The organism is Tautonia sociabilis (assembly GCF_003977685.1).
Lineage (GTDB): Bacteria > Planctomycetota > Planctomycetia > Isosphaerales > Isosphaeraceae > Tautonia > Tautonia sociabilis.
Genome location: NZ_RYZH01000001.1, coordinates 257,851 through 279,884, shown reverse-complemented (window position 1 = coordinate 279,884; position 22,034 = coordinate 257,851). Strand labels below are relative to the sequence as shown.

Here is a 22,034-nt window from a genome sequence, read left to right as displayed (position 1 = left end):
CGCTCCGGGGATCGAGGGGAGGAGCTTGGTGAACTTCGGCCCTTAGAAGGTGCGGTGCAGGCGGTCGGCGTCTCGGGCGGGGTTGATGCCGAGGACGCTCTGGCGGATGAAGGCGACGAACTCGGCGACCTCGGGGACGTGGCCGAGGTCGGCCTCGATGCGGTCGAGGGCGGAGGACCGGGTGCGGCCCTCCTTGTACAGGATGCGGTAGGCGTCTCGCAGGGCGTTGATCGCCCCGACGGAGAACCCGGCGCGGCGGAGCCCGACGAGGTTCAGGCCGGAGACGGCGTTATACCCCTGGAGCAGGACGAACGGGGGGACGTCCTTGGTCGTCGAGCCGAGGCCGCCGATCATGGCCAGGCGGCCGATCCGGGCTCGCTGCTGGACGGCGGCGTGGGCGGAGAGGATGCAGCCGTCCTGCAGCTCGACCAGGCCGCCGATCATGGCGCCGTTGACGATCGTGCAGCCGTCGCCGACGATCGCGTCGTGGCCGACGTGGGCGCCGATCATCAGGTAGTTGCGGTGGCCGATGCGCGTCTCGCCGCGGTCGGAGGTGCCGCGGTGGATGGTGACGTACTCCCGGATGACGTTGCCGTCGCCGACGACCAGCGAGGTTCCGTCGCCGGGATCCCGGCGGTGCTGGGGGGCCTTGCCGAGCACGGCGCCGTGGCCGATGAAGTTGTCCCGGCCCAGCTCCATGGGGCCGGTCAGGCAGGCGTGCCCCTCGATGACGCAGCCCGGCCCGACCCGGACCGGCCCCTCGACGATCGCGAACGGCCCGACCTGGACGTCGGGGGCCAGCTCGGCCTCGGCGCTGATGACGGCCGTGGGGTGGATCAGCTGGGAATCCGAGAGGGTCAGCGGCATCGCCTGTGCCTCCTGCTGCGGCGTCGGGCGACCTCCTGTCGCCCCGCGGGATCGATCCGGATCATCGGCGGTCCGGCCGCCGCGATCCCTGGCCGCGCCCGCCGGCCGGCCCCTCGACGGGGGCCGGGGAGGCGCGGTCCCGGGTCATGAGAGCGAGACGGTCCGGCCGGTCCGCGCGCTCTCGACCTCCGCGTGGCAGAGGACTAGAGCCTGCCGGGCCAGCGCTCCGGAGAGCTCCGGCGCCGGCGAGCCGGAGGCGACGGAGGCCACGGCGGCCGAGATCTCCCGGGAGAAGGCGTCGATCGGGTCGCCGCTGCCCAGCTCGGGCCGCTCGACGGCGCCATCGGCCGTGATGACGGAGACGGGCATGGCCAGGTGGAACTGGTCGCCGAGGGTGGCGGCCTCGAAGGCGAGGGTCGCCCGCTCCAGATAGATCTCGAAGCCGTGGGTGAACGGCCGGCCCGACTGGCTCAACGCCCCCGAGAGGGCCGAGACGGCGAGGTTCGGGTCGTCGTACAGATACTGGGTGTCGAGGTGGAGCATCGCCCCTGCCTCGGCCACTCCCCGGCTCCGCACGGCCTTCGGCAGGCCGCAGACCAGGCCGATGAAGTGGGTGTCGTGGATGTGCAGGTCGATGGCCGGGCCGCCGTTGGCGGCGAAGTCGGCCACGCCGCTGGACCAGTCGGGCCGGGAGATCACCCGCTTGAAGTGAGCCGCCTGGAGCGTCCCGAACCGCCCGGAGGCAACGGCCTCCCGGACGAAGGCGAACTCGGGGAAGTACGGCAGCACATGGGCGACCATCAGCAGGCGCCCGGCCTTGGCGGCGGCGGCGACCATGCGATCGGCGTCGGCGGTCGAGAGGGCGATCGGCTTCTCAACCAGCACGTGCTTGCCCGCCTCCAGCGCCTTGATCGCCAGGCTGGCGTGCTGCTGGTTCGGGACGCAGAGGTCGACGAGCTGGACGGAATCGTCGGCCAGCAGGGCGTCGAACTCGGCGTAGGGGGTGACGCCGGTCAGGTCCGTCGGCCCCCCCTTCGGCCCGAAGTTCCCCTGGATGCCGGTCCAGTCCCCCGCGAGCTTCTTCGGATCCCGGCTGCAAATGGCCGCGACCCGGGCCCCCTCCACCTTGCGGCTGGCGAGGTAGTGGATCATGCCCATGAAGCCGATGCCGACGATGCCGATGCCGACCATGACGCCCGCCGAGGTCCGGTGACGAAGGGGACGAGCCCCCCGATTGGCCGGGCCGCTGGCGAGCGGGGCCGGACGGCCGGGGGGGCGACGACTCCGGATTCTGATCGCATCCCCGGAATCAGGCAAGGGGAAGGTCCGCGAATTCCGCCTTGCTCGGGCCGGGAAGAGAGGGGTGGATCAGCCGGGGAGGGCCGACTCGCCGCTTCCTGAACCGACGCGGATCGGGCAGGAGAGCGGCTCGAAGGAGGCCGGGGAGACGGCGGTCAGGGTGTTGGCCATCCCGGCCGGGCCGCCGCACATGGTTTCGGGGAGGATGGTGTCGAGGAAGCGGCGGACGGCGAAGCCGTACAGGTCGAGGTCGGCCTGGTTGGCCGAAACGACGAGATCGATGTCGCGCTGGGAGAGCTCTCGGAGCCGATAGCTCCCCTTGTTAACCACCGGGAAGGAGTCGAGCGACAGACCGATCGTCCGGCGGAGGACCTCCAGCGAGAGGGGGAGGAACTCGGAGATGCCGAAGATTGGGAAGTGGTCGCGGAGCAGCGTCTTGGCCCAGCCGGCGAGCAGATCGTCGGGGGGCACTCGGCCGTCTCCCAGGCCGGTGATCATCCGGCACATCAGGTTGCTGGCGGCCCAGTAGCCGGACCGCTCGACGAAGTCGCCCACCGAGTCGAAGCCGCGGGCGAGGTCGCCGTAGGGGCCCGGATCGGCGGTCTTGAGGTGGTAAAAGTGGCTGATCGTCCGGTCGACCGGGTTGCGGAGGAAGCAGCAGTAGCGGGGCGGGACGTCCAGCGTCTGGTGGAGGCCGTAGACGAAATGGCCGTAGATCAGGCGAGCGGGGCCGGCCTCGGCGATCTCGTCGGCCGCTCGGGAGGGATCGTCGTGATAGAAGAGGTAGAGGTCGGGCGGCTGGAAGCTGGACTCGACGACGGCCAGGATCGAGCCGCCGGCCGTCTTGGGCAGGTGCATGAACAGCAGCGGGTGGGACGGGGAGAGGAGGTCCTGCATTGGTCGCGTCACTCCCTTGGTCGGACCGGCCCGGATCGGGGCCGAGGGGAGGCGATCATCCGGGATCGCCCGAGGGCGAGTGGCCTCCAGGCGGGGGCGTCCGTCGCCCTCGCCGACGAGGAGGATTGGGGGCCGAGGCGATCCCCTGCCCCGCTCGCGCCGATCCCGCCCGGCCGGTCCTCGATCGAGCGAACGAGGGCGGGCAATCGGGACCGGGCCGGGGCCCGGGGAGGGGAGCCGACGTCCTCCTCGGCGTCGGCGTCGGCGTCGGCGACGGCTCCCGACCGGGAAGACCGTCTGCGTTCCCGAGACCGGTAGCGCCGTTTGTCATTGGGAGGGCCCGCCATTTCGGTGGATTCCGGAGTCGGGGCGACCTCTTCCGGGGAGATCCGTCGTCGGGCCGGGGATCCCATCGTTATGATCGACACAATCGGACGCCTTGCATCAGGAAGTCCGCCAGAAGATTCCTCGAGGAGCCGACATCCATGAACCGCACCGCTCCTGCCCTCGCCCTGGCCGTCGCGATGGCCGGGCTGGCGATCACGGCCTCCGGCCTCGCCGCGGAGGACCGGGCCGCCGACGTCAATGCCCGGCTCGGCCGGGGGATCAACCTGGGGAACGCCCTGGAGGCGCCGGAGATCGGGGCCTGGGGCATGGAGCTGGAGGAGTCGTACTTCGACGAGATCGCGCAGGCGGGCTTCGATTCGGTGCGGATCCCGATCCGATGGTCGGCGCACGCGGCGAGGTCGGCCCCGTATGCGATCGACCCGGGGTTCTTCAAGCACGTGGACTGGGCGATCGACCAGGCGCTCTCCCGGGGGCTGCTCGCGGTGGTCAACTTCCACCACATCGAGGAGCTCTACGCCGATCCCGAGGGCGAGCGGGGGCGCTTCCTGGCCCTCTGGAGGCAGGTGGCCGAGCGCTACCAGGACCGTCCCGATGGCCTGGTCTTCGAGATCCTGAACGAGCCGCACGGCAACCTGGGGGTGGAGCCCTGGAACGACCTGATCCCCGAGGCGCTGGCGGTCATCCGGGAGTCGAACCCGGATCGGGTGGTGATCGTCGGCCCGGCCCCCTGGAACGGGTTCCGGGGGCTGGCGGACCTGAAGCTGCCGGAGGGGGACCGCAACCTGATCGCCACCTTCCACTACTACGAGCCGTTCCCGTTCACCCACCAGGGAGCGAGCTGGGTGGAGGGATCCGGCGATTGGCTCGGGACCACCTGGGAGGCGACCGAGGAGCAGCGGAGCGCGGTGGCCGAGGCGTTCGACCAGGTGGCCTCCTGGGCCGATCGGCACGGGCGTCCGGTCTACCTGGGGGAGTTCGGCGCGTACAGCCGGGCGGACGAGGCGTCTCGGCAGCGCTGGACGGCGTTCGTGGCGAGGGAGGCGGAGCGCCGGGGCTTCTCGTGGGCGTACTGGGAGTTCGGCTCGGGCTTCGGGGCATTTGACCGGCAATCCGGCCGGTGGCGGGAGGGCCTGCTCAGGGCGCTGGTGCCGGACTCTGCTCGGCTGCGGTCGCGCTGATCGGGAGGGGGGAGTGATCGGGCCGGTCTTGGGTTCCCTCGGGGGAGGAGGCGCGGGATAGTGAGGCATCCGCGTCCAACCCTGGGAGGATCGCCATGACCGACCCGATCTCGCGCCGCAATTTCCTCGCGTCCTCGGCCCTGGCGGCCGGGGCGATGGCCGCCGGCACCGGCACCGGCCCCGCCGTTGGGGCCTCCCCGAGGCGGCGACGCCCCGGGCCGAACGAACAGGTGGTGCTCGGCTTCATCGGCACCGGAGGCATGGGCCGGGGGCTGATCAACCGCTTCAAAGACTTCGACGACGTGCGGATCGCCGCGGTCTGCGACGTGTACGAGCCGCACGCGCTGGAGGCGGTGTCCGTCTCCGGGGCCAGCCCCGAGGTGTACTCGGACTTCCGTCGCGTCCTCGACCGGGAGGACATCGACGCGGTGGTCGTCGCCACGCCCGACCACTGGCACGCGATCCCGACGATCCTGGCCTGCCAGGCGGGCAAGGACGTGTACTGCGAGAAGCCGCTGGCGTGGTCGATCGGCGAGGGGGCCCGGGTGGCCGACGCCTCGGAGAAGTACCGGCGCGTCACGCAAATGGGGAACCTGATCCACGCGACCGACAATTACCACCGGATCGCCGAGATCGTGCAGTCGGGCTGCCTGGGGAAGATCTCCAAGGCCCGCGTGTGGATGGTCCGCAGCGCCGACGACGACCTGGGGAACCCTCCCGACGGCACGCCTCCGGCCGGCGCCGATTACACCATGTGGCTCGGCCCGGCCCCCGAGCGGCCGTTCAACCCGAACCGCTTCACCTTCCGATGGCGGTACTTCTGGGACTACGGCGGCGGCTACCTGTCGGACTTCGTCTGCCACCTGGTCGACCCGGTCCTCTGGGGGATGAAGACCACGGCTCCGGAAACGATCGTCGCCTCCGGCGGCCGCTTCGTGCTGGAAGACAACGGCGAGACGCCGGACACGATGGAGGTCGTCTGGGGCTTCCCCGGCTGGCAGCTCGTCTGGAGCCAGCAGACCGACGCCCCGCACGGGTTCCGGGGTCGATCGGCGGGAATCGAGTTCGTGGGGACCAAGGGGACACTCCACGGGCACTACAACGACTACGTCATCCTCCCCAACCCGGGCGAGGAGGTGATCGAGCCGGAGCCGTTCCTGCCGAGGTCGCAGGGGCATCACCGCGAGTTCATCGACAAGATCAAGAGCCGGGAGCTGTGCTCATGCAACTTCCGGTACGGTCATGAACTGAGCGCACTGGGGCACATGGGGAACATCGCGCTGAAGACCGGCAGCGCCCTGAAGTGGGACGCGAAGGCCGGGCGGTTCTCCAACTCGGACGAGGCCAACACCCACCTGTTCCGCCCCGAGTACCGGGCCCCCTGGACCCTGCCCGAGGTCTGATGACCCGCCCCCCGAAGGCCTCGGCCGGTCCGACCCGGATGGGCCGGGGCCTCCTCGACCCCGAGGAACCAAATTATACGTTAAGCCCCGAGGCTCGGCGGGGTGGCTGGGGTCGTCTCGACCCCAGACCCGGCCGCCTCCCGACGCTGGGGTCGACACAACCCCAGCCACCCCTCGTGGTCATGGGGGGAACTTCCGTGGGGCAGGCGATTCGTCCTGAACCGTGTGCGAACACAGGAGTTCTCCCTTCAATTGGTTCCGATGGGTTGCCTCGACCCCGGCCTTCCCGGACCACGGCCCGGCCGTCTTCGGGCATTCCCTGAGCGCGATCCCCCCCTTCCCTGCACTCCGGTGATTCCGGACCGGGTCGAGCCGAAGGACGGGGGTGATCTCGGGGAGATGGTCTACGGTCCGGCGAGCGACCGGAGATGCGGGCCTCGGCGGGGCTGGGTCAGGGAGGAGGGATCAAGCAGGGCGAGGTCGAACAGGCCGGCCCAGCGAGCGTCGGGGGGAGAAGGAGCCCGAGACGAGGAGCCGTCGGGAAGGCTCCCGAGGACCCCGATCGAGGACGCCTTGCGGAAGGTGGTGCCGAGGTCCGGGGAGGTGGGACCATCGGGGCCGGCGCCGTTCTGGATCCGGAAGAGGCCGGGGAAGGGAGGCAACCCGATGGACCCGATCGTGCCGAACGGCTCGGTGCGGGTCGGGGAGCCTCCCGAGAGGAGGATGCCGAAGCGGGAGAAGCCATTGAGCGAACTGTAGCCGTAGACGGCCACGTCCGTCGTCCCGTCCCCGTCGTAGTCCCCTCCGACAGGGAGGTCGTCGGCGCCGCCGAAGGGGAGGGTGAGGGTCGGCCGGCCGCTGCTGTAGACAACCCCGAAGCGGGAGAAGCCGTTCCGGGGGCTGTAGCCATAGACGGCCACGTCGGTGATCCCGTCGCCGTCGTAGTCGCCGGCCACGGGGCGATCGTCGGTGCCGCCGAAGGGAAGGGTGAGGGTGGGCCGGCCGCTGCTGTAGACGACCCCGAAGCGGGAGAAGCCGTTCCGGGGGCTGTAGCCAGAGACGGCCACGTCGGTGATCCCATCGCCGTCGTAGTCGCCGGCCACGGGGAAGTCCTGGAGGCCGCCGAAGGGGAACGTCAGCGAGGGGGCGCCGGAGCTGTACACGATGGCATAGCGGCTGGAGCCGTTGAGGGGGCTGTAGCCGAAGACGGCCAGGTCGGTGATCCCGTCGCCGTCGTAGTCGCCGCCGATGGGGAAGTCGAACGGCCCGCCGAAGGGGATCGAGCGGAGGGTCCCGTCGCTGGAGCGCTGGATGAGGAAGCGGGAGGAGCCGAGGGAGGGGTCGAAGCCGAAGACGGCCGGGTCGATGATCCCGTCGCCGTCGTAGTCGCCATCGACGGGGACGTCTCCCGGACCTCCCAGGGGCACGACCCGATCCGAGCCATCCCGGGAGTTTCGGATGGTGAATCGGCCGACGCCGTCGCTCTCGGTGTAGGTGGCCAGGTCGCTGGTGCCGTCGCCGTCGTAGTCGGCGGGGACGGCCCGGAGCAGGACCGTGAACGGGGAGGAGGCACTGCCGGTTCCCGGGTTGCCGGCCAGGTCGCGCAGGACGGTCGCATCAACCGAGATCCGGTAGGAGCCTCGCACCGAGGTGGCCCCGGAGAGGCCGACGAGGCGATAGGAGGTCGCCGAGCCCGGCACCGGCTCGAGCGTCACCCCCTCCCCCAACGGGACGGCGACGCCGTCCCTCGACAGCGAGAACGCTCCCAGCACGTCCGCATTCAGATCGATCGGCTCGCTGAATTCCACGTCCGCTTCGAGGAGCGGGATGCCTCTCGGGTCGGGGCCGATCGGCGAGAGCCGCAGGATCGTCGGCCCCGTCCGGTCGATCCGGAACGAGACCGAGGCCGAGCCGGTCCCCGGGTTGCCGGCCGGGTCTCGGAGGCCGGAGGCGTCGACGAGGAACTGGTAGTGCCCCTCGGGGGAGGTTGCCTCCCCGATCCCCGAGACGCGGTAGGTGGCCCAGGAGCCAGGCACGAGGCCGACGGTCATCGCCCCGGGGGCGGGGAGAGGGCTCCCGTCCCGGGACAGCGTCAGGGAGGAGGCCAGGACGGCCGGGTCGATCGGCTCGCTCAGGACCACGTCGATGGAGTCGACCGGCTCGGTCCTCAGTTCGGGCTCGACCGGGACGATCCGGACCACGAAGGGCGGGGAGGAATCGGTGAAGAGGCGGGCGGCCCCGATCGCGAAGGTTCCCGGGGCCACCTCGACCCGGCCGCCGATGACGAGCCGGCCGGTCGAGTCGAGGGCCGCCCCCGAGGCCCGGTCCTCGAAGGTCCCGCCGAGGTCGAAGGGAAGGACCACCCCGCCTCCGGCGCCGAAGCCGGGGTCGGCAGCGCCGGTCGGGTCGATCTGAAGGGCGCCGAAGTCGGAGTCGCCGCCGGCGTCCTGCACGTTGCCGGCCGCGACGATCCGGCCGTCGGGGTGGACCGCGACGGCCGAGGCACCCGATCGGAGGCCGGCGCCGACGTGGACGTTGACCCGGCCGTCGCCGTCGAAGGAGGCGTCGGGGGAACCGTCGGGCAGGAGCCGGAGCAGGGCGAAGTCGCTGCGAGAGCCGGGGGCCTCGGCCGAGCCGGCGACGACGATTCTCCCGTCGGGTTGCAGCGCCAGGGCGGTGGGCAGGTCGATCCGGCGGGCGGCCTGATCCCCCAGGTTGAAGCCGACGACGACCCTTCCCCCGGAACCGAAGCCGGGGTCGAGGCCGCCGTCGGCCAGCAGCCGGACCAGGCCGAAGTCTCGGTCGCCGCCAGGGAGGTCGACGGCCGCGGCGATCACGACCCGGCCGTCGGGCTGGAGGAGGACCGCGGCCGGGTCGTCGTCCCGGTCGGCGTCGGTCTGGCCGAGATCGAACCCGATCACGGCCCGGCCGCCGGAGCCGAAGGAGGGGTCGAGGCTGCCGTTCGCCAGGAGGCGGAGGACGCCAACATCGTTCTCGTCGTTCACGTCATCGACCGAGCCGACGACGAGGATCCGGCCGTCGGGCTGGACGGCCGCCGCTCGGGGGATGTCGTCGAGCTGGGCCAGGCTTCCCCCGCGGTCGAAGCCGAAGACGACCCGGCCGAGGAGGCCGAAGGAGGTGTCGGGGGAGCCGTCGGCCATCAGGCGGGCGACGCCGAAGTCGAGCTGGCCTCCGGAACGCTCGACCGGGCCGACGACGAGGATCCGGCCGTCGGGCTGAACGGCCAGGGCTCGGGCGGCATCGTCCACATCGTCGCCGAAGCCAAGGTCGAAGGCGATCGTCGCGACGCCGGAGGCACCGAAGCCGGGGTCGGGGGTGCCGTCGGGGAGGAACCGGGCGACGGCGAAATCGTCGTTGCCGTGGCGGCGAACCGTGCCGGCGACCAGCACCGCGCCGTCGTCCTGGACCGCGACGCCGGAAACCTCGGCCAGCCCGTCGAGGTCGAGCGTGGCCCTCCCCGGCAGGTCGGCCCTCCCGAAGGACGGGTCGGGGGAGCCGTTCAGAAGCGTCCTCGGCTCCAATGGCTCCAGGAGCGGTCCTCGCCGTCGTCGACGGCGTCGCGAGGGGGGAGCGGATCGAGTTCGAGAGGCTTCGGAACCGGGGCCGATCGCGGGAGTCGAGGAAGTCATCGGGACGTTCCCGAGCGGGAGGCCGGGGCGGAGGCGACGGGGAGATCGGAGGGGATCGGGCCGGCGTTCCCGTCCCGATCGCGACCGGAACGGGGGGCGGGAGCCGGACGATCGAGACCGCCCGGGCCGATCGTGCACGAGTCCTGTTCTCTTGATCGTCCTGGTTTGCCGGGATGTTGATGAAGACTTCGGATCGTCGGGGGAAGACGATCGCCCGATCGGGGGATCGGTTCGGTTCGCGTCTCCCCTTCCTCGGCCATCGGCCGCAGAGTCTACCCTACCGCCACAGTCCCCCCGTTGTCATGGGAATCCCGGGAGGACAGCCCCCGGGCCCCGTCGGGAGGCGATCCGGGGCCGATCGATTCGGGCGATGAGGCTGGGGAGATAGAATAGGGGCGTCCCCAACCCTCCCGAGGCGCTCGGAACCGGGCGCTCTCTCCCCCGGCCTCTCCGGGGGAGCCCCCCGGGCGTCCCCTTCCCCCGAGGCGATTTCCGTGATCGAACGCCTGCTCATCCCCTCTTGGAACACGCCCGTTCGGTCGGTTGACGACTGGAACGCCGAGCTGGCCCGGCTCGGCCATCCCCCCGAGGTCGCCCGGGAGGGATCGGACGAGCTCTGGCTGGTCCTCGAACGGGTGGGAGCCCGGCTGCTCGCGGTGGTCGAGGGCCCGACGCTCACCGCCTGGCACGCGGAGATCGACGCCGAGGATCCGGCCCCGGCCCTGGCCGTCATCGATCAGGCCGCCGCCGCGCTGGGCTGGGAGGTCCACGACGAGGACTTGGACGAGGACGAGGACGACGAGAACGACCGCTGACCCGACGGCCCAGGGACCGTCGAGTCTCGGCCGGTCGGGCCAGGCCGACCGGCCGGGAGATCCGCCGATCAATTAAGGAGCCGGGACCGGAGGGCGTCCCGGATCGACCCGCTGGGCAGGTCGGAGCCGGCCCGACGGGCGGCCGAGGCGACGTTCGCCGAGCCGACGGAGGGATCGGCCAGCCCCGCCGCCAGCCGGAACCGGGCCAGGGCCGTCTCGGGGGAGAACAGCGGGGCGATCTCGCCGCGATGGAAGGCCTGGCCCCCGGTGCGGACGACCAGGCGGAGCGGGCCCCCGGGGCCGTTGCCCACCGACTCCCGGAGGACCTCCGCCCGGTCGAGGTAGACCCCCCGGCCGAATCGGGCGACGAACGCCCCTCCCGCCGAGCCGTCTCCGTCGCCGTCCAGCGCCTCCCCGGTCGTGTCGAGCAGGCCGCGATCCCCCCCGGAGCGGACGACCAGGCGGGCCAGGGCGAGATACGGCACCCGGTAGCGCGGCTCCAGCGTGACGGTCCCGGCCTCCTCGTCGTAAGTTGCCCGGACGATCGGCACGAGCATGTCGTCCCGGCTACCCATCGCGTTGTCCCGGCCAGGGAGCACGAGGACGTAATTCGACGGGTCCTCGGCCCGGTCGGGGTCGAGAAGGCCGTCGAAGCTCAGGACGATGCGTGTCGGGTCGATCCCCACGCCGAACCGCTCGAGGTCGGTCACTCGGACCGGGCCCGAGGGGTCGACGGGGGAAGGCGTCGAGGTCTCGGCGATGACGGTCGACACGGCGCCGGCCGAGGCGTCGTTGAAGCCCGTCCCGGTCACCCGAGCCGTGCTGGAGATCGTCCCCGGGGCCGACGGCCGGACGACGATCGAGACGGTCCGGGTGGCTCCCGGAGCAAGGTTCCCCAGCGGGATCGTCACCGCTTCCGAGGTCTGGGACGAGGGGGGAATCGTCGAGGAGACAAACGAGGAGCCGGCGGGAATCGCCTGGGAGAGCACCAGGCCGGCGGCCGAGGCCGTCCCGGTGTTCCGGACGGTGACGGAGAAGGTCAGCTCCGCTCCGACGGCGACCGGCTCCGGGGAGGAGGAGACCGTCACCCAGACCGCCGCCTGCTGGGCGGCGGCGATCACGGCGCTGCTCTCCGCCTGGGCGCCGCTGCCGCCGGGACCGGCGATCGAAACGGAGAGCGGGACGGTGCCGACCGTCGCGAAGGTGTGCGTCCCCAGCACCTGGAACCCTCCGCCGGGGGCCGAAACCACCGAGCCGGCGGTCGAGGTGCCGTCTCCCCAGTCGATGGCCGCCTGGAAGGCCGACGGCTCGTAGTCGCCATCGGCGGTGAAGAAGGCGACGGGCACATTCGACAGCGCCGAGCCGGCCGTGCCGGAGATGGGCACCCCCTGGGCCGAGAGGGTCGGTGCGGACACCGAGATGGTGATCCGCTGGGTGTCGAACGGGTTGGCGGTCGAGCCCCGGGCGGTCGCCCCTTGCTGCCGGACGCCGACCAGCAGGGAGAGATCGCCGGTGAAGTCGGCGGCCGGGGTGACGGTCACCCGGTTGCCGGAGACCGTGACGGTCGCCCGGTCGGCATTGCCCTGGAGCGCCGCTTGGTACTCGACGGGGTCCCCTTCCAGGTCGGTCGAGGAGAGGTCGAAGCTCAGCGGCAGGCCCGATCGGGCGTTCTGGTCGCCGATCGGGCCGAGGATCGGCGGATCGTCCACGGTGTCGGTCCCGACATCGACGGAGACGGTGGTGGTCGTCGTCTCGCCGTTGGCGTCGGTGGCGGTGATGGTCAGCGTCGCCGGGCCGAGGGAGGCGCCGGGAGCGGCGGTCAGGGAGAGCACGGTGTCGGTCGTGTTCGGGACGATCTGGGCGTCGGTGATGACGACCGGGGTGGTCGGCCGGTCCAGCGAGTCCCTCGGAACGGCGGCGATCGCCTGGGCGACGTCGGCTCCCCGGACGAGCTGGCCGAAGATCGTGTGGTTGAAGTCGAGCGCCCGCTGAGGGCCGAAGGTGACGAAGAACTGCGAGCCGTTGGTGTCCTTGCCCGAGTTGGCCATCGCCAACTGGCCGGAGCCGGTGAAGAGAGCGGCGGGGTGGAACTCGTCGTCGAAGGAGAAGCCGGGGCCGCCGGTGCCGTCTCCGTTGGGGTCGCCTCCCTGGATGACGAAGCCGGGAACGACGCGGTGGAAGGTCAGGTTGTCGTAGAAGTCCTGGCCCACCAACTCGGTGATGCGGCTGACGGTGTCCGGGGCGAGGTCGTCGAAGAGCTGGAACTCCAGATCGCCGAACCCCGAGATGGACAGCCTCAGGAACGGATGGCCGGAGCGGACCTCCGCCTGGACCGCCTCGGAGCTGCTGGTGACGGTGTACGAGATCGCGTCGCCGTCGGCATCGCTGCCCAGCACGGGGACGAACACCGAGGTCCCAGCAAGCAGGTCGACCGGCACGATCGGCTCGATCGCCGGGGCCGTCAGCAACCGCTTCCCCTCCAGCGGCTCCACCCTCGGCCGACTCGGAACCCGGTCCCGCACCCGCTTCCCCAGCCGACTCGCCATGGTCGCATCCTCCCCGGTGGCTCCTCCGCCCCCGCCCGCTCCGCCCCCCGAGGCGGCTCCCGATCGGGAGCGATCACCCGCACTGCATGCACACAATCATATCCAGGAAGCGGTCCGGTTCAAGGGGTCCGGCGGGTTGGAGGGGGGCATCGTGGTGCGGGAGTCGGGCCGGGGCGGTATGATCGGCCTCGGGGAGCCCTTGACGGGGGCTCGGCCGGGAGTCGCGGCCCTCTCGTCCGGCTCCTCCGAGGCGGGGGGGCGACCGACCGGGGCCCGGCGAAGGGTCCCGGGAGGGCGGGGCCGCGGCGGCTGCGGAACTCGAAGGATTCGGAGGCGACATCATGAGAATGCCGAGGTATCGCGTCCTCGCGACGCTGGGAGCCCTGGCCGTGATTCTCCCGGCCGGCCCCTCGACTGGTGAGGACGGGGCCGGGTCGCGCTGGGTCGCGCACGCGATCAACGACCGGAGCCCGTTCGAGGCCGCCGGCCCGCTCGACGCCGACGGGGACGGGGTGCTCGATGTCGTCTGCGGATCGTCCTGGTACAAGGGGCCCGACTTCTCCCAGTCGTTCCCCACCCGGGAGGTGGCCCAGCAGGGGACCTACTTCAACTGCTTCGCCACGCTGCCGGTTGATGTGAACGCCGACGGCCGGATGGACTACGTGACCTGCTCCTACTTCGGCCGGGATGTCGGCTGGGTGGAGAACCCCGGCACGCCGGGAGCGCCGTGGACCTACCACGAGATCGACACCCCCGGCCCCAGCGAGGCCGCCTGGCTCGTCGACCTGACCGGCGACGGCGTGCCGGAGGTCCTGCCGAACACGGTCAACGTGGTGGTCTTCTACGAGCTGGAGAATCCCGGACCGGAAGCCTCCTGGAAGAAGTACGAGCTGGGGACGCAGGAGGCCGGCCACGGCGTGGGAACCGGCGACGTGAACGGCGACGGCCGGATCGACCTGCTCACCCCCAAGGGCTGGTTCGAGGCTCCGGAGGAGCCCTCGATCGCCTCGTGGACCTTCCACGCCGACTGGGAGACCGTCGGCGGTGAGGGGAGCTCGGACGCGAGGGCCGGGATCCAGATCCTCGCCCACGACGTGGACGGGGACGGCCTCTCCGACGTCATCTTCGGCATGGGGCACAACTACGGCCTCTACTGGATTCAGCAGGGCCAGGCCGCCGACGGCCGCCGGACGTGGTCGGAGCCGAAGTTCATCGACGACGGGATCCACCAGGCGCACACCCTGCTCTGGGCCGACCTCGACGGCGACGGCGAGCAGGACGAGCTGGTCACCGGCACCCGGATCTACGGGCACGAGGTCGAGCCTGGGGATACCGACGCGCCGATCATCGCCTCCTATGCCTTCGACCGCGACGCCGGCCGATGGACCCGCACCCTGATTTTCCAGGGAGAGCCGGCCTCGCAGGCCCCTCCCCGCGAGCGGGCCGGTGATCGGAACGCCCTGAACGACTTCCCCCGGGGGACGGTCGGCACCGGGCTCCAGATGTCGGCCGTCGACCTCGACGGCGACGGCGACCAGGACCTGCTCTGCCCGGGCAAGAGCGGCCTGTACTGGCTGGAGAACCCCAGGGAGTGAGCCGGAATCGAATCGCCCCCCGGCACCGGGAAGGCCAGGTCCTCAGCCGGGGGGCGTCGGTCGGAGAGGCCCGGCCTGGCTCGGATCAGTTCGGATCGGATCAGATCGGATCGGAACCAGGTGAACCAGGGGACAGCCGAGAGCGATGAGCGCGAACCCGAGGCGGTCGAAGGACGGTCCCCTCGGTCAGGCCCGGCCTCGCCGGAAGGCGCCGAGTCTGAGCCGGACCAGACCGCCGTCGGGGATGTCGCTGGAGCAGTGGCAGATCGAGCGGCGTCGGCAGTTCGGGAGGGCGCAGGACTTCCGGATGACGAACGCCGGCGACGAGCCGGTCTTCTCTGAGTTCCTCGTGACCAACCCGAGCAGCCGGAGGACCTATCTCGTCCGGATCCGAGGGACGGAGCCCGGGGCGAACGTCTGCTCGTGCCCGGACTTCGCCTCGAACGAGCTGGGCACCTGCAAGCACGTCGAGTTCGTGATCGGCCGACTCGCTCGAGGCCGGAAGACGGCGAAGCTTCTGCGGGAGGGGTTCGAGCCGCCGTAGAGCGAGGCCGTGCTCCAGTACGGCCCCCGCCGCACCTCCCGATTCCGCCCGGGGGCCGAGTGCCCGGAAAAGCTGCGTCGGATCGCGGGGGATTACTTCGACGAGGATCAGCTCCTCCGGCCGGTGGACCGGGCGATCGCGCGGAGGGAGGCGAGCTCTGTCAGCATCTTCATGGTCGCCGTCCGCACCACGGGAGTCTTCTGCCGGCCGGGCTGCCCGGCTCGGACGCCCCGGTTCGAGAACGTCACCTTCTTCGCCTCTGCCGAGGAGGCGGCCCGGGCGGGCTTTCGGCCGTGCAAGCGATGCCGGCCGTCGGAGCCTCCTGGCGGGGAGCCCGACCATGTCCAGCAAACGCAAGCCGAACGGTGCAAGCGATGCCGGCCGTCGGAGCCTCCTGGCGGGGTCCCCTCCTGGCAGGCCCCGCTGCTGGAGGACCTGGAACGCGACCCGGCCCGGCGCCGGACGGATGCCGACCTGCGACGGCTCGGGCTCGATCCCTCCCGGGTCCGCCGCTGGTTCCGGGCTCGGCACGGGACGACCTTCCACGCCGACCAGCGGGCCCGTCGGCTCGGCCTGGCGATCGAAGAGGTCCGGGAGGGGGCGTCCCTGGACCGGGCGGCGCTGGACCACGGCTTCGAATCGCTCAGCGGCTTCCGGGACGCCTGGGCCCGGCTGGTGGGAGACGCTCCTCGCCGGAGCGAGGGGACCCCGGTGCTGACCCTCCGCCGGCTCGACACGCCGCTCGGCCCGATGGTCGCCGGAGCGACCGAAGCGGGAGTCGCCCTGCTCGAATTCGCCGATCCAGGGCGGCTGGAGCCGCAGGCGGAGGCGGTCCGGCGGGCCCTCGGTTGCCTGGCCGCCCCGGGTCGGCACGAGTGGCTCGATCGCCTGGCGTCGGAGCTGGCCGAGTACTTCGACGGTCGGCTCTCGGCCTTCTCGGTCCCGCTGATCCTCTCCGGGACGCCGTTTCAGGCCCTGGCCTGGGAGTACCTGAGGACGATCCCCTACGGCGAGACGCGCTCCTACTCCGAGCAGGCCCGGGCCATCGGCCGGCCGTCGGCCGTGAGGGCGGTGGGGAGGGCGAACGGACAGAATCGCCTGGCGATCCTCGTTCCGTGCCACCGGGTGGTGGCCGCCGACGGCCGGCTCCGCGGCTACGGCGGCGGCCTCTGGCGCAAGCAATTCCTGATCGATCTGGAGCGCCGTCAGGCCCCCGGAGCAGCCGCCCAGGCCGGAGCCCCCGCCTCGTAGGAGGAGATCCGGGCGTCGTGCTGGAGCGTCTCGCCGATCGCGTCGAGGCCATTGAGCAGGCGGTGGCGGTCGGCTTCGGAGACCTGGAAGGGGAACTCGGGGCCGGCGGCTCCTGCCGAGGGATGCAGGGTGATCGTGCCGGCCTTCAGGTCGATCGTCGCCTCCAGGCCGGAATCGGTTCGGGCGACCTCGGCGATGGCCTGCCAATCCGCCTCAGGAAGCTCGATGGGGAGCAGGCCGTTGTTGTAGGCGTTCCCCTCGAAGATGTCGGCGAAGCCCTCTCCCTTGCCGGGGGCGATCAGCGCCCGGTAGCCGGCCTGCTGGACGGCCCAAACGGCGTGTTCCCGGCTGGAGCCGCAGCCGAAGTTGCGGCCGACGACGAGGATGGTGGCTCCCTGGGCCTCGGGGCGGTTCAGGGGGAAATCCTTGGCGAGGGGGCCGTGCCGCTCGGGGTCGTCGGGCGCCGGGGCTCCGCCGGGGGCGTAGCGCTTGTCGGCGAAGAGCAAGGGGCCGTACCCGGTCCGCTCGACGCGCTTGAGGTAGCGGGCGGGGATGATCAGGTCGGTGTTCACGTCGCACCAGTCGAGGAGAGCGACCTTGCCGCGGTGGATGGTGAAGGCGTCCATGGTGGTCAGTTCCCCCCGTTCAGAAGCGTGCGGACGTCGGTGAATCGGCCCGTCACCGCGGCGGCGGCGGCCATGGCGGGGCTGACGAGGTGGGTGCGACCGCCGGGCCCCTGGCGGCCCTCGAAGTTGCGGTTGGAGGTGCTGGCGGAGCGTTGGCCGGGGGTGAGCCGGTCGGGGTTCATGGCCAGGCACATCGAGCAGCCGGACCTGCGCCACTCGGCGCCGGCCTCCTGGAAGATGCGGCCGAGGCCCTCGGCCTCGGCCTGGGCTCGGACGGCCTCGGAGCCGGGCACCACCATGGCTCGGACGCCGTCGGCCACCTTGCGGCCCTTGAAGACGGCGGCGGCGGAGCGGAGGTCCTCGATCCGGCCGTTGGTGCAGGAGCCGATAAAGACGACTTCGACGGGGATCGCGCTGATCGGCGTGCCGGGCGTCAGGCCCATGTAGGAGAGGGCCCGCTCGGCGTCCTCGCGGGAGGCGAAGGGGACGTCGCTGGGGTCGGGCACGACGCCGGTGACGTCGACGGTCATGCCGGGGTTCGTGCCCCAGGTGACCTGCGGGGCGAGGGAGGAGGCGTCGATGGTCAGGTGCTTGTCAAAGGCGGAGGGGTCGTCGGTGCGGAGGGAGCGCCAGTCCTGGATGGCGGCGTCGAGGGCGGCCCCCTTGGGGGCGAAGGGGCGGTCTCCCCGGGAGATGAACTCGAAGGTGGTGTCGTCGGGGCCGATCATGCCGGCCCGGGCGCCGGCCTCGATGGACATGTTGCAGATCGTCATGCGGCCCTCCATCGAGAGGGCCTCGATCGCCGGGCCGTAATACTCGAAGACGGTGCCGGTGCCGCCGCCGGTGCCGATGGCCCGGATGATCGCCAGGATGATGTCCTTGGGCTCCAGCCCCGGGGAGAGGCGGCCAGTCACCTCGATGCCGAAGGACTTCGGCCGGGGGCCTTGCCAGAGGGTCTGGGTGGCGAGGACGTGCTCGACCTCGCTGGTCCCGATGCCGAAGGCCAGGGCGCCGAAGGCGCCGTGGGTGCTGGTGTGGCTGTCTCCGCAGACGATCGTGGTGCCGGGGAGGGTGATGCCCAGCTCGGGGCCGACGACGTGGACGATCCCCTGGTGGCCGCTGCCGACGTCGTAGAGGCGGATGCCGAATTCCTTGCAGTTGGCGCGGAGGGCCTCGACCTGGCGCCGGGAGAGGGCGTCCTTGATGTCGAGCTGATCGTCGGTGGGGATGTTGTGGTCGGGGGTGGCGAAGGTCAGCTCGGGGCGGCGGACCGTGCGGCCGGCGAGGCGGAGGCCCTCGAAGGCCTGGGGGCTGGTGACCTCGTGGACCAGGTGGCGGTCAATGTAGAGCAGCGTCGCGTCCTCGGTGGCGAGCACGACGTGGCGGTCCCAGACCTTCTCGAACAGGGTCGCGGGCATCGGGGGGATCTCGATCAGGAGGACGCTCGGAGGGTGGCGGACACCCCGGCCGAGTTGACCGAATCGAAGGAACCGGGCGTGACGGCGGGGCCCGACCGGGGGTATCTCATCTTAACCATTCGAACCGTCGGAGGACACCGGCCGGGGCCTCGATGTTCGCCCTGGGCTCTCGTCGTGAGCCGGGAGCAGAGGGCGAGGAGCCGGAGAGACGGCCGGAGAGGCCGCCGCCGGGGCCTTCGGGAATGGGGAGGAGCCCCCTGCCCCGTCGTCGAGGGGAAACTCAGGGCCGGTGCGGGGAGCTCACGCCAGGATGGGCCATCCGATCGGCGTGGTAGCTGGAGCGGACGAACGGGCCGCTGGCGACGTCGGCGAAGCCGAGCGACCGGGCGATCCGGCCCAGCTCGTCGAATTCCTCGGGGGGAAGGTAGCGCTCGACGGGGAGGTGCTTCGGCGAGGGGCGGAGGTACTGGCCAATGGTGAGCAGGTCGCAGCCGGCATCGCGGAGGTCGGACATCGTCTCGATGACCTCCTCGGTCGTCTCGCCGAGGCCGAGCATCAGGCCGCTCTTGGTGAGCAGGTCGGGGCGGGCCCGCTTGGCGTAGGCGAGAACCCGCAGGCTGACGGCGTACTGGCTCTTGCGGCGGACGTACCGCTGAAGGCGGGCGACGGTCTCCAGGTTGTGGTTGAAGACCTCGGGAGAGGCGGAGAGGACGATGTCGAGGGCGGCGGTGTCGCCGTCGAAGTCGGGGGTGAGGACCTCGACCACGGCGCCGGTGCGCTCTCGGACGGCGAGGATGCAGCGGCGGAAGTGATCGGCGCCGCCGTCGGGCAGGTCGTCCCGGGTGACGGAGGTGATGACGACGTGCTTCAGGCCGAGGCGGGCGCAGGCCTCGGCCAGCCGATCGGGCTCGTCCTGGGCGGGGGCGTCGGGCTTGCCTCGGGGGACGGAGCAGAAGCCGCAGGGACGGGTGCAGACCTCCCCGAGGATCATGAACGAGGCGGTCTTCCTCGTCCAGCACTCGGAGCGGTTGGGGCACTTGCCGGACTCGCAGATCGTCTCCAGGCCGAGCTCCTCGATGAGCCGGGCGGTGGGGCCGATGCCGCCGGACTCGGGCAAGGGGCGCTTGAGCCAGGAGGGGAGCCGGCGGTGGGGGACGGCCTGGACGTCCCGACCGTCGGGGCCGACGATCGGCAGCGCGGGCAGGGCGACGGCGGAGGCGGCCGGGGGGCGAGCGGCGGCGGCGTTATCCGAGGCTCTGGGCGTAGGCATGCAGGCGGGCCTTGCGGCGGATCATCGGGTGGGCGGTATAGACGTGGTGCCGGGTCAGCCCGAACGTGCCCTCCAGGTGCCGCACGAGGGACTCGCGGACCTTGGGCATCGGCGCGGGGCGCTGGCGCTGGGCCTCCATCGAGGTGCGGCGCAGGCGGGATCCGTCCGGGCCGGCCTCGTCCAGCAGCGTGAAGGGCTCCAGGAACGGGCCGACGTTCAGCGCGATCCCATGATAGGCGATCCAGCGCCGGACGGCCACGCCGATCGAGGCCACCCGGGCGTTGCCGACGAAGACCCCGGGGGAGTTCGGGTGGGTCGAGCCCCTCAGGTCGAAGTCGGCCAGGGTGGCGATGGTGGAGCGGCGGAGGCCGTCGAGGTAGCCCTTCAGGTCGAGGCCGGCGCGGTTCAGGTCGAGGGCGAGATAGGCGTTGAGCTGGCCCGGCAGGTGCAGCTCCGTGCCGCCTCCTCGGTTGACCCAGCGGACGTCGACGCCGTGACGCCGCAGCTCGTCGTCGTCGGCAGCGATGTGAGCCCGGCTGCCGGAGCGGCCGATGCTGATCGTCGGGGGGTGTTCGCAGAGGACCAACGCGCCGGCGCAGGGAGACTCGCCCAGATCGTAGACCAGGCGACGCTGGAGCATCTGGGCCTCGTCGAAGTCGACGAGCCCGAGGAGGAACACTTCGAGCGACGGGGGCAGATCGGTCGACATGTCCGGTCCTGTCCCCCTTGAGTCCGACTCGAACGCGCGGCGAGGGCATCGGGGCGGAGGGCCCCGGGCCGGTGGGCGATGCGGGCGATGGACGACGCCTCCGACAGGGTCACTGTACTCCTCGCCCTCGGGGCGGGGCAAGGGCGATCGAGCCGGACCGGACCCGGCCGGACCGGGGATGGCCGCGGGCAATCGGTTCGGTCGTTGACCGACGCGACGGCGTGCGGGACCCTCGGACCCGAGTCGGGGGTCGTGCGAGGGGACGGCCCGCTCCGCCTCGACTCGATCGCCTCCCGGCGCCCGACCGCCTTTCGGGCGATCCGCGGAGAAGGACGAACCCGAGGGCTCCCGCCGGGGGGCGAAGACCCGGGCCCGGGCCCATTCCCTTCCTGGATCGCGAGGTCCCCTCCAGAGAGCCAGGCGGCCTGTCCTCTGCGTCGAGGACGCTCGGGATGTGACGAGAGGCCGGAGATCCCCGATCGCCGATCACTCCCGGCATCGGATCGCTCGAACCGGGAAGCGACGGGGGGGACGTCGGGAACCGAAAGAGACGCGGGGGCGACCTCCCGGCTCGATGGCCCAGAGGTCAGGAGGAGGCGTTTCCGCCGGCCTGGCCTCGGAGGGAGGAGGCGATCTCGTCGAGGCGGGCCTTGACCTCGGCCATGCCGGAGGGGCGGCGGTCGGGGTTGCGGGCGACGCACTCCATGATCAGGTCGCTGAGGGGAACGGGGATGGCGTCGTTGAGCGCAGCGGGCGTCTGCATGCGGGCTCGGTTGACGCGGCCGTTGTCCAGGCCGGGGATGCCAAGGTTGACGTACTCGCCTGTAAACATACGATACATCGTGGCGCCAAAATTATACAGGTCGGTCTTCTCGTCGATCACGCGGCGCTCGGACTGCTCGGGGGCCATGTAGTAGGGCGTGCCCTGAACCCGGGCCTTGTCCTCCCCCTGGATCCAGGCGGTGCCGAAGTCGATGACCTTGACCTCGCCGGCCTGGGAGAGCATCAGATTGCCGGGCTTGAGGTCCCCGTGGTAGACGCCCCGGCGGTGCATGTGGACCATCGCGTCGGCCACGCGGCGGAAGATGGCGAGGAGCTTGGGGACGGAGAGGGTGCCGACGTCGTCGAGGACCAGGCCGTCGACGTATTCCATCAGCAGCTCGACGCCGGTGGTGCGGAACCAGGACTTCTTGACGCGGCAGTCCAGCACCTTGAGGATGCCCGGATGGTTGAGCATCCGAGCGGCCTTCCACTCGACGAGGGCCTGGTTGACGTAGATGTCGTCCTCGGGGCCCTGGCGGCGGACAACCTTCAGGGCGTACTTGCGGCCGGTCGCCTTGTCCCGGATCAGCAGGATCGTGCTGCCCGCCCCGGCGCCGAGGGGCTTCACCACCTCGTAGTCCATCTTCGCCAGCTTCGGCTCGGCGGTCGTGCTCGACATACGGTCGTCGGGCCTCCGGGGCTCGGGCGGGACGGCCCGCGGTTCGATCGGCGGGACGTCGCCGGACGGCGGCGATCGGTGCTCGGGGTGACATGCCCCCACATGGTCGCCCCATCATACCAGGGTCGGCCGGGGGATCGACAGGCCGGGCTTCGAGGGGGACGGCGGCCTCCCCGA

16 protein-coding genes are annotated in these 22,034 nt (G+C 71.5%); 6 read left to right on the top strand and 10 right to left on the bottom strand.

Features of this window, described 5'->3' with window-relative positions; all coding sequences use genetic code 11:
* Positions 1-42: 42 nt before the first annotated feature.
* The 3 genes from lpxA to TsocGM_RS01070 all read right to left on the bottom strand — a co-directional run bounded on the left by lpxA (position 43) and on the right by TsocGM_RS01070 (position 3,063).
* Positions 43-867 carry an acyl-ACP--UDP-N-acetylglucosamine O-acyltransferase gene (lpxA, locus tag TsocGM_RS01080; RefSeq protein ID WP_233578137.1) on the bottom strand — a complete coding sequence of 275 codons (825 nt, stop codon included), beginning with the start codon at positions 865-867 and terminating at the stop codon, positions 43-45.
* Between the two features lie 144 nt (positions 868-1,011).
* The gene (locus TsocGM_RS01075) at positions 1,012-2,058 is read right to left on the bottom strand and encodes a Gfo/Idh/MocA family protein (protein ID WP_126723461.1); all 1,047 of its coding nucleotides are present in this window, start codon (positions 2,056-2,058) and stop codon (positions 1,012-1,014) included.
* Positions 2,059-2,235: 177 nt separating this feature from the next.
* A complete protein-coding gene (locus tag TsocGM_RS01070) occupies positions 2,236-3,063 on the bottom strand; it encodes a hypothetical protein (RefSeq protein WP_126723460.1) in 828 nt (275 codons plus the stop codon).
* Between the two features lie 485 nt (positions 3,064-3,548).
* Between TsocGM_RS01070 and TsocGM_RS01065 the strand changes: the two genes are divergently transcribed.
* Positions 3,549-4,589 carry a glycoside hydrolase family 5 protein gene (locus TsocGM_RS01065; RefSeq protein WP_199756668.1) on the top strand — a complete coding sequence of 347 codons (1,041 nt, stop codon included), beginning with the start codon at positions 3,549-3,551 and terminating at the stop codon, positions 4,587-4,589.
* Positions 4,590-4,684: 95 nt separating this feature from the next.
* Positions 4,685-5,992: a Gfo/Idh/MocA family protein gene (locus TsocGM_RS01060; RefSeq protein ID WP_126723459.1), complete on the top strand. Its 1,308-nt coding sequence runs from the start codon at positions 4,685-4,687 to the stop codon at positions 5,990-5,992.
* Between the two features lie 404 nt (positions 5,993-6,396).
* Here TsocGM_RS01060 and TsocGM_RS01055 read toward each other — a convergent pair whose 3' ends face one another.
* Positions 6,397-9,534, bottom strand: a complete 3,138-nt coding sequence (locus TsocGM_RS01055) for a hypothetical protein (RefSeq protein ID WP_158633322.1) — start codon at positions 9,532-9,534, stop codon at positions 6,397-6,399.
* Positions 9,535-10,136: 602 nt separating this feature from the next.
* Here TsocGM_RS01055 and TsocGM_RS01050 point away from each other — a divergent pair.
* Positions 10,137-10,457, top strand: a complete 321-nt coding sequence (locus tag TsocGM_RS01050; protein WP_126723457.1) for a hypothetical protein — start codon at positions 10,137-10,139, stop codon at positions 10,455-10,457.
* A gap of 68 nt (positions 10,458-10,525) precedes the next feature.
* On the opposite strand, the gene TsocGM_RS01045 is transcribed toward TsocGM_RS01050, so the two are convergent.
* Entirely contained in the window at positions 10,526-13,003 is a 2,478-nt protein-coding gene (locus TsocGM_RS01045) for a peptidylprolyl isomerase (RefSeq protein ID WP_126723456.1), read from the bottom strand.
* Positions 13,004-13,344: 341 nt separating this feature from the next.
* Between TsocGM_RS01045 and TsocGM_RS01040 the strand changes: the two genes are divergently transcribed.
* The 3 genes from TsocGM_RS01040 (at position 13,345) to TsocGM_RS01030 (ending at position 16,393) form a co-directional block, all read left to right on the top strand.
* On the top strand, positions 13,345-14,598 hold the full coding sequence (locus TsocGM_RS01040; protein ID WP_233578134.1) for an FG-GAP repeat domain-containing protein: 1,254 nt from the start codon (positions 13,345-13,347) through the stop codon (positions 14,596-14,598).
* A 244-nt stretch (positions 14,599-14,842) separates the two neighbouring features.
* Positions 14,843-15,142: an SWIM zinc finger family protein gene (locus tag TsocGM_RS01035; protein WP_126723455.1), complete on the top strand. Its 300-nt coding sequence runs from the start codon at positions 14,843-14,845 to the stop codon at positions 15,140-15,142.
* Between the two features lie 9 nt (positions 15,143-15,151).
* Entirely contained in the window at positions 15,152-16,393 is a 1,242-nt protein-coding gene (locus TsocGM_RS01030) for a bifunctional transcriptional activator/DNA repair enzyme AdaA (RefSeq protein WP_126723454.1), read from the top strand.
* On the opposite strand, the gene leuD is transcribed toward TsocGM_RS01030, so the two are convergent.
* The 5 genes from leuD to TsocGM_RS01005 form a co-directional block, all read right to left on the bottom strand.
* Positions 16,348-17,019, bottom strand: coding sequence for a 3-isopropylmalate dehydratase small subunit (gene leuD / locus TsocGM_RS01025; RefSeq protein WP_126723453.1), 672 nt, complete (start codon positions 17,017-17,019; stop codon positions 16,348-16,350). The genes TsocGM_RS01030 and leuD overlap by 46 nt on opposite strands.
* A gap of 5 nt (positions 17,020-17,024) precedes the next feature.
* A complete protein-coding gene (gene leuC, locus TsocGM_RS01020) occupies positions 17,025-18,437 on the bottom strand; it encodes a 3-isopropylmalate dehydratase large subunit (protein ID WP_126723452.1) in 1,413 nt (470 codons plus the stop codon).
* Positions 18,438-18,717: 280 nt separating this feature from the next.
* Entirely contained in the window at positions 18,718-19,707 is a 990-nt protein-coding gene (gene lipA, locus TsocGM_RS01015) for a lipoyl synthase (RefSeq protein ID WP_126723451.1), read from the bottom strand.
* Positions 19,682-20,416, bottom strand: a complete 735-nt coding sequence (gene lipB / locus TsocGM_RS01010; RefSeq protein WP_126723450.1) for a lipoyl(octanoyl) transferase LipB — start codon at positions 20,414-20,416, stop codon at positions 19,682-19,684. Before lipB ends, lipA begins: the two co-directional genes overlap by 26 nt.
* A 586-nt stretch (positions 20,417-21,002) precedes the next feature.
* On the bottom strand, positions 21,003-21,857 hold the full coding sequence (locus TsocGM_RS01005; protein ID WP_126723449.1) for a serine/threonine protein kinase: 855 nt from the start codon (positions 21,855-21,857) through the stop codon (positions 21,003-21,005).
* Positions 21,858-22,034 lie beyond the last annotated feature (177 nt).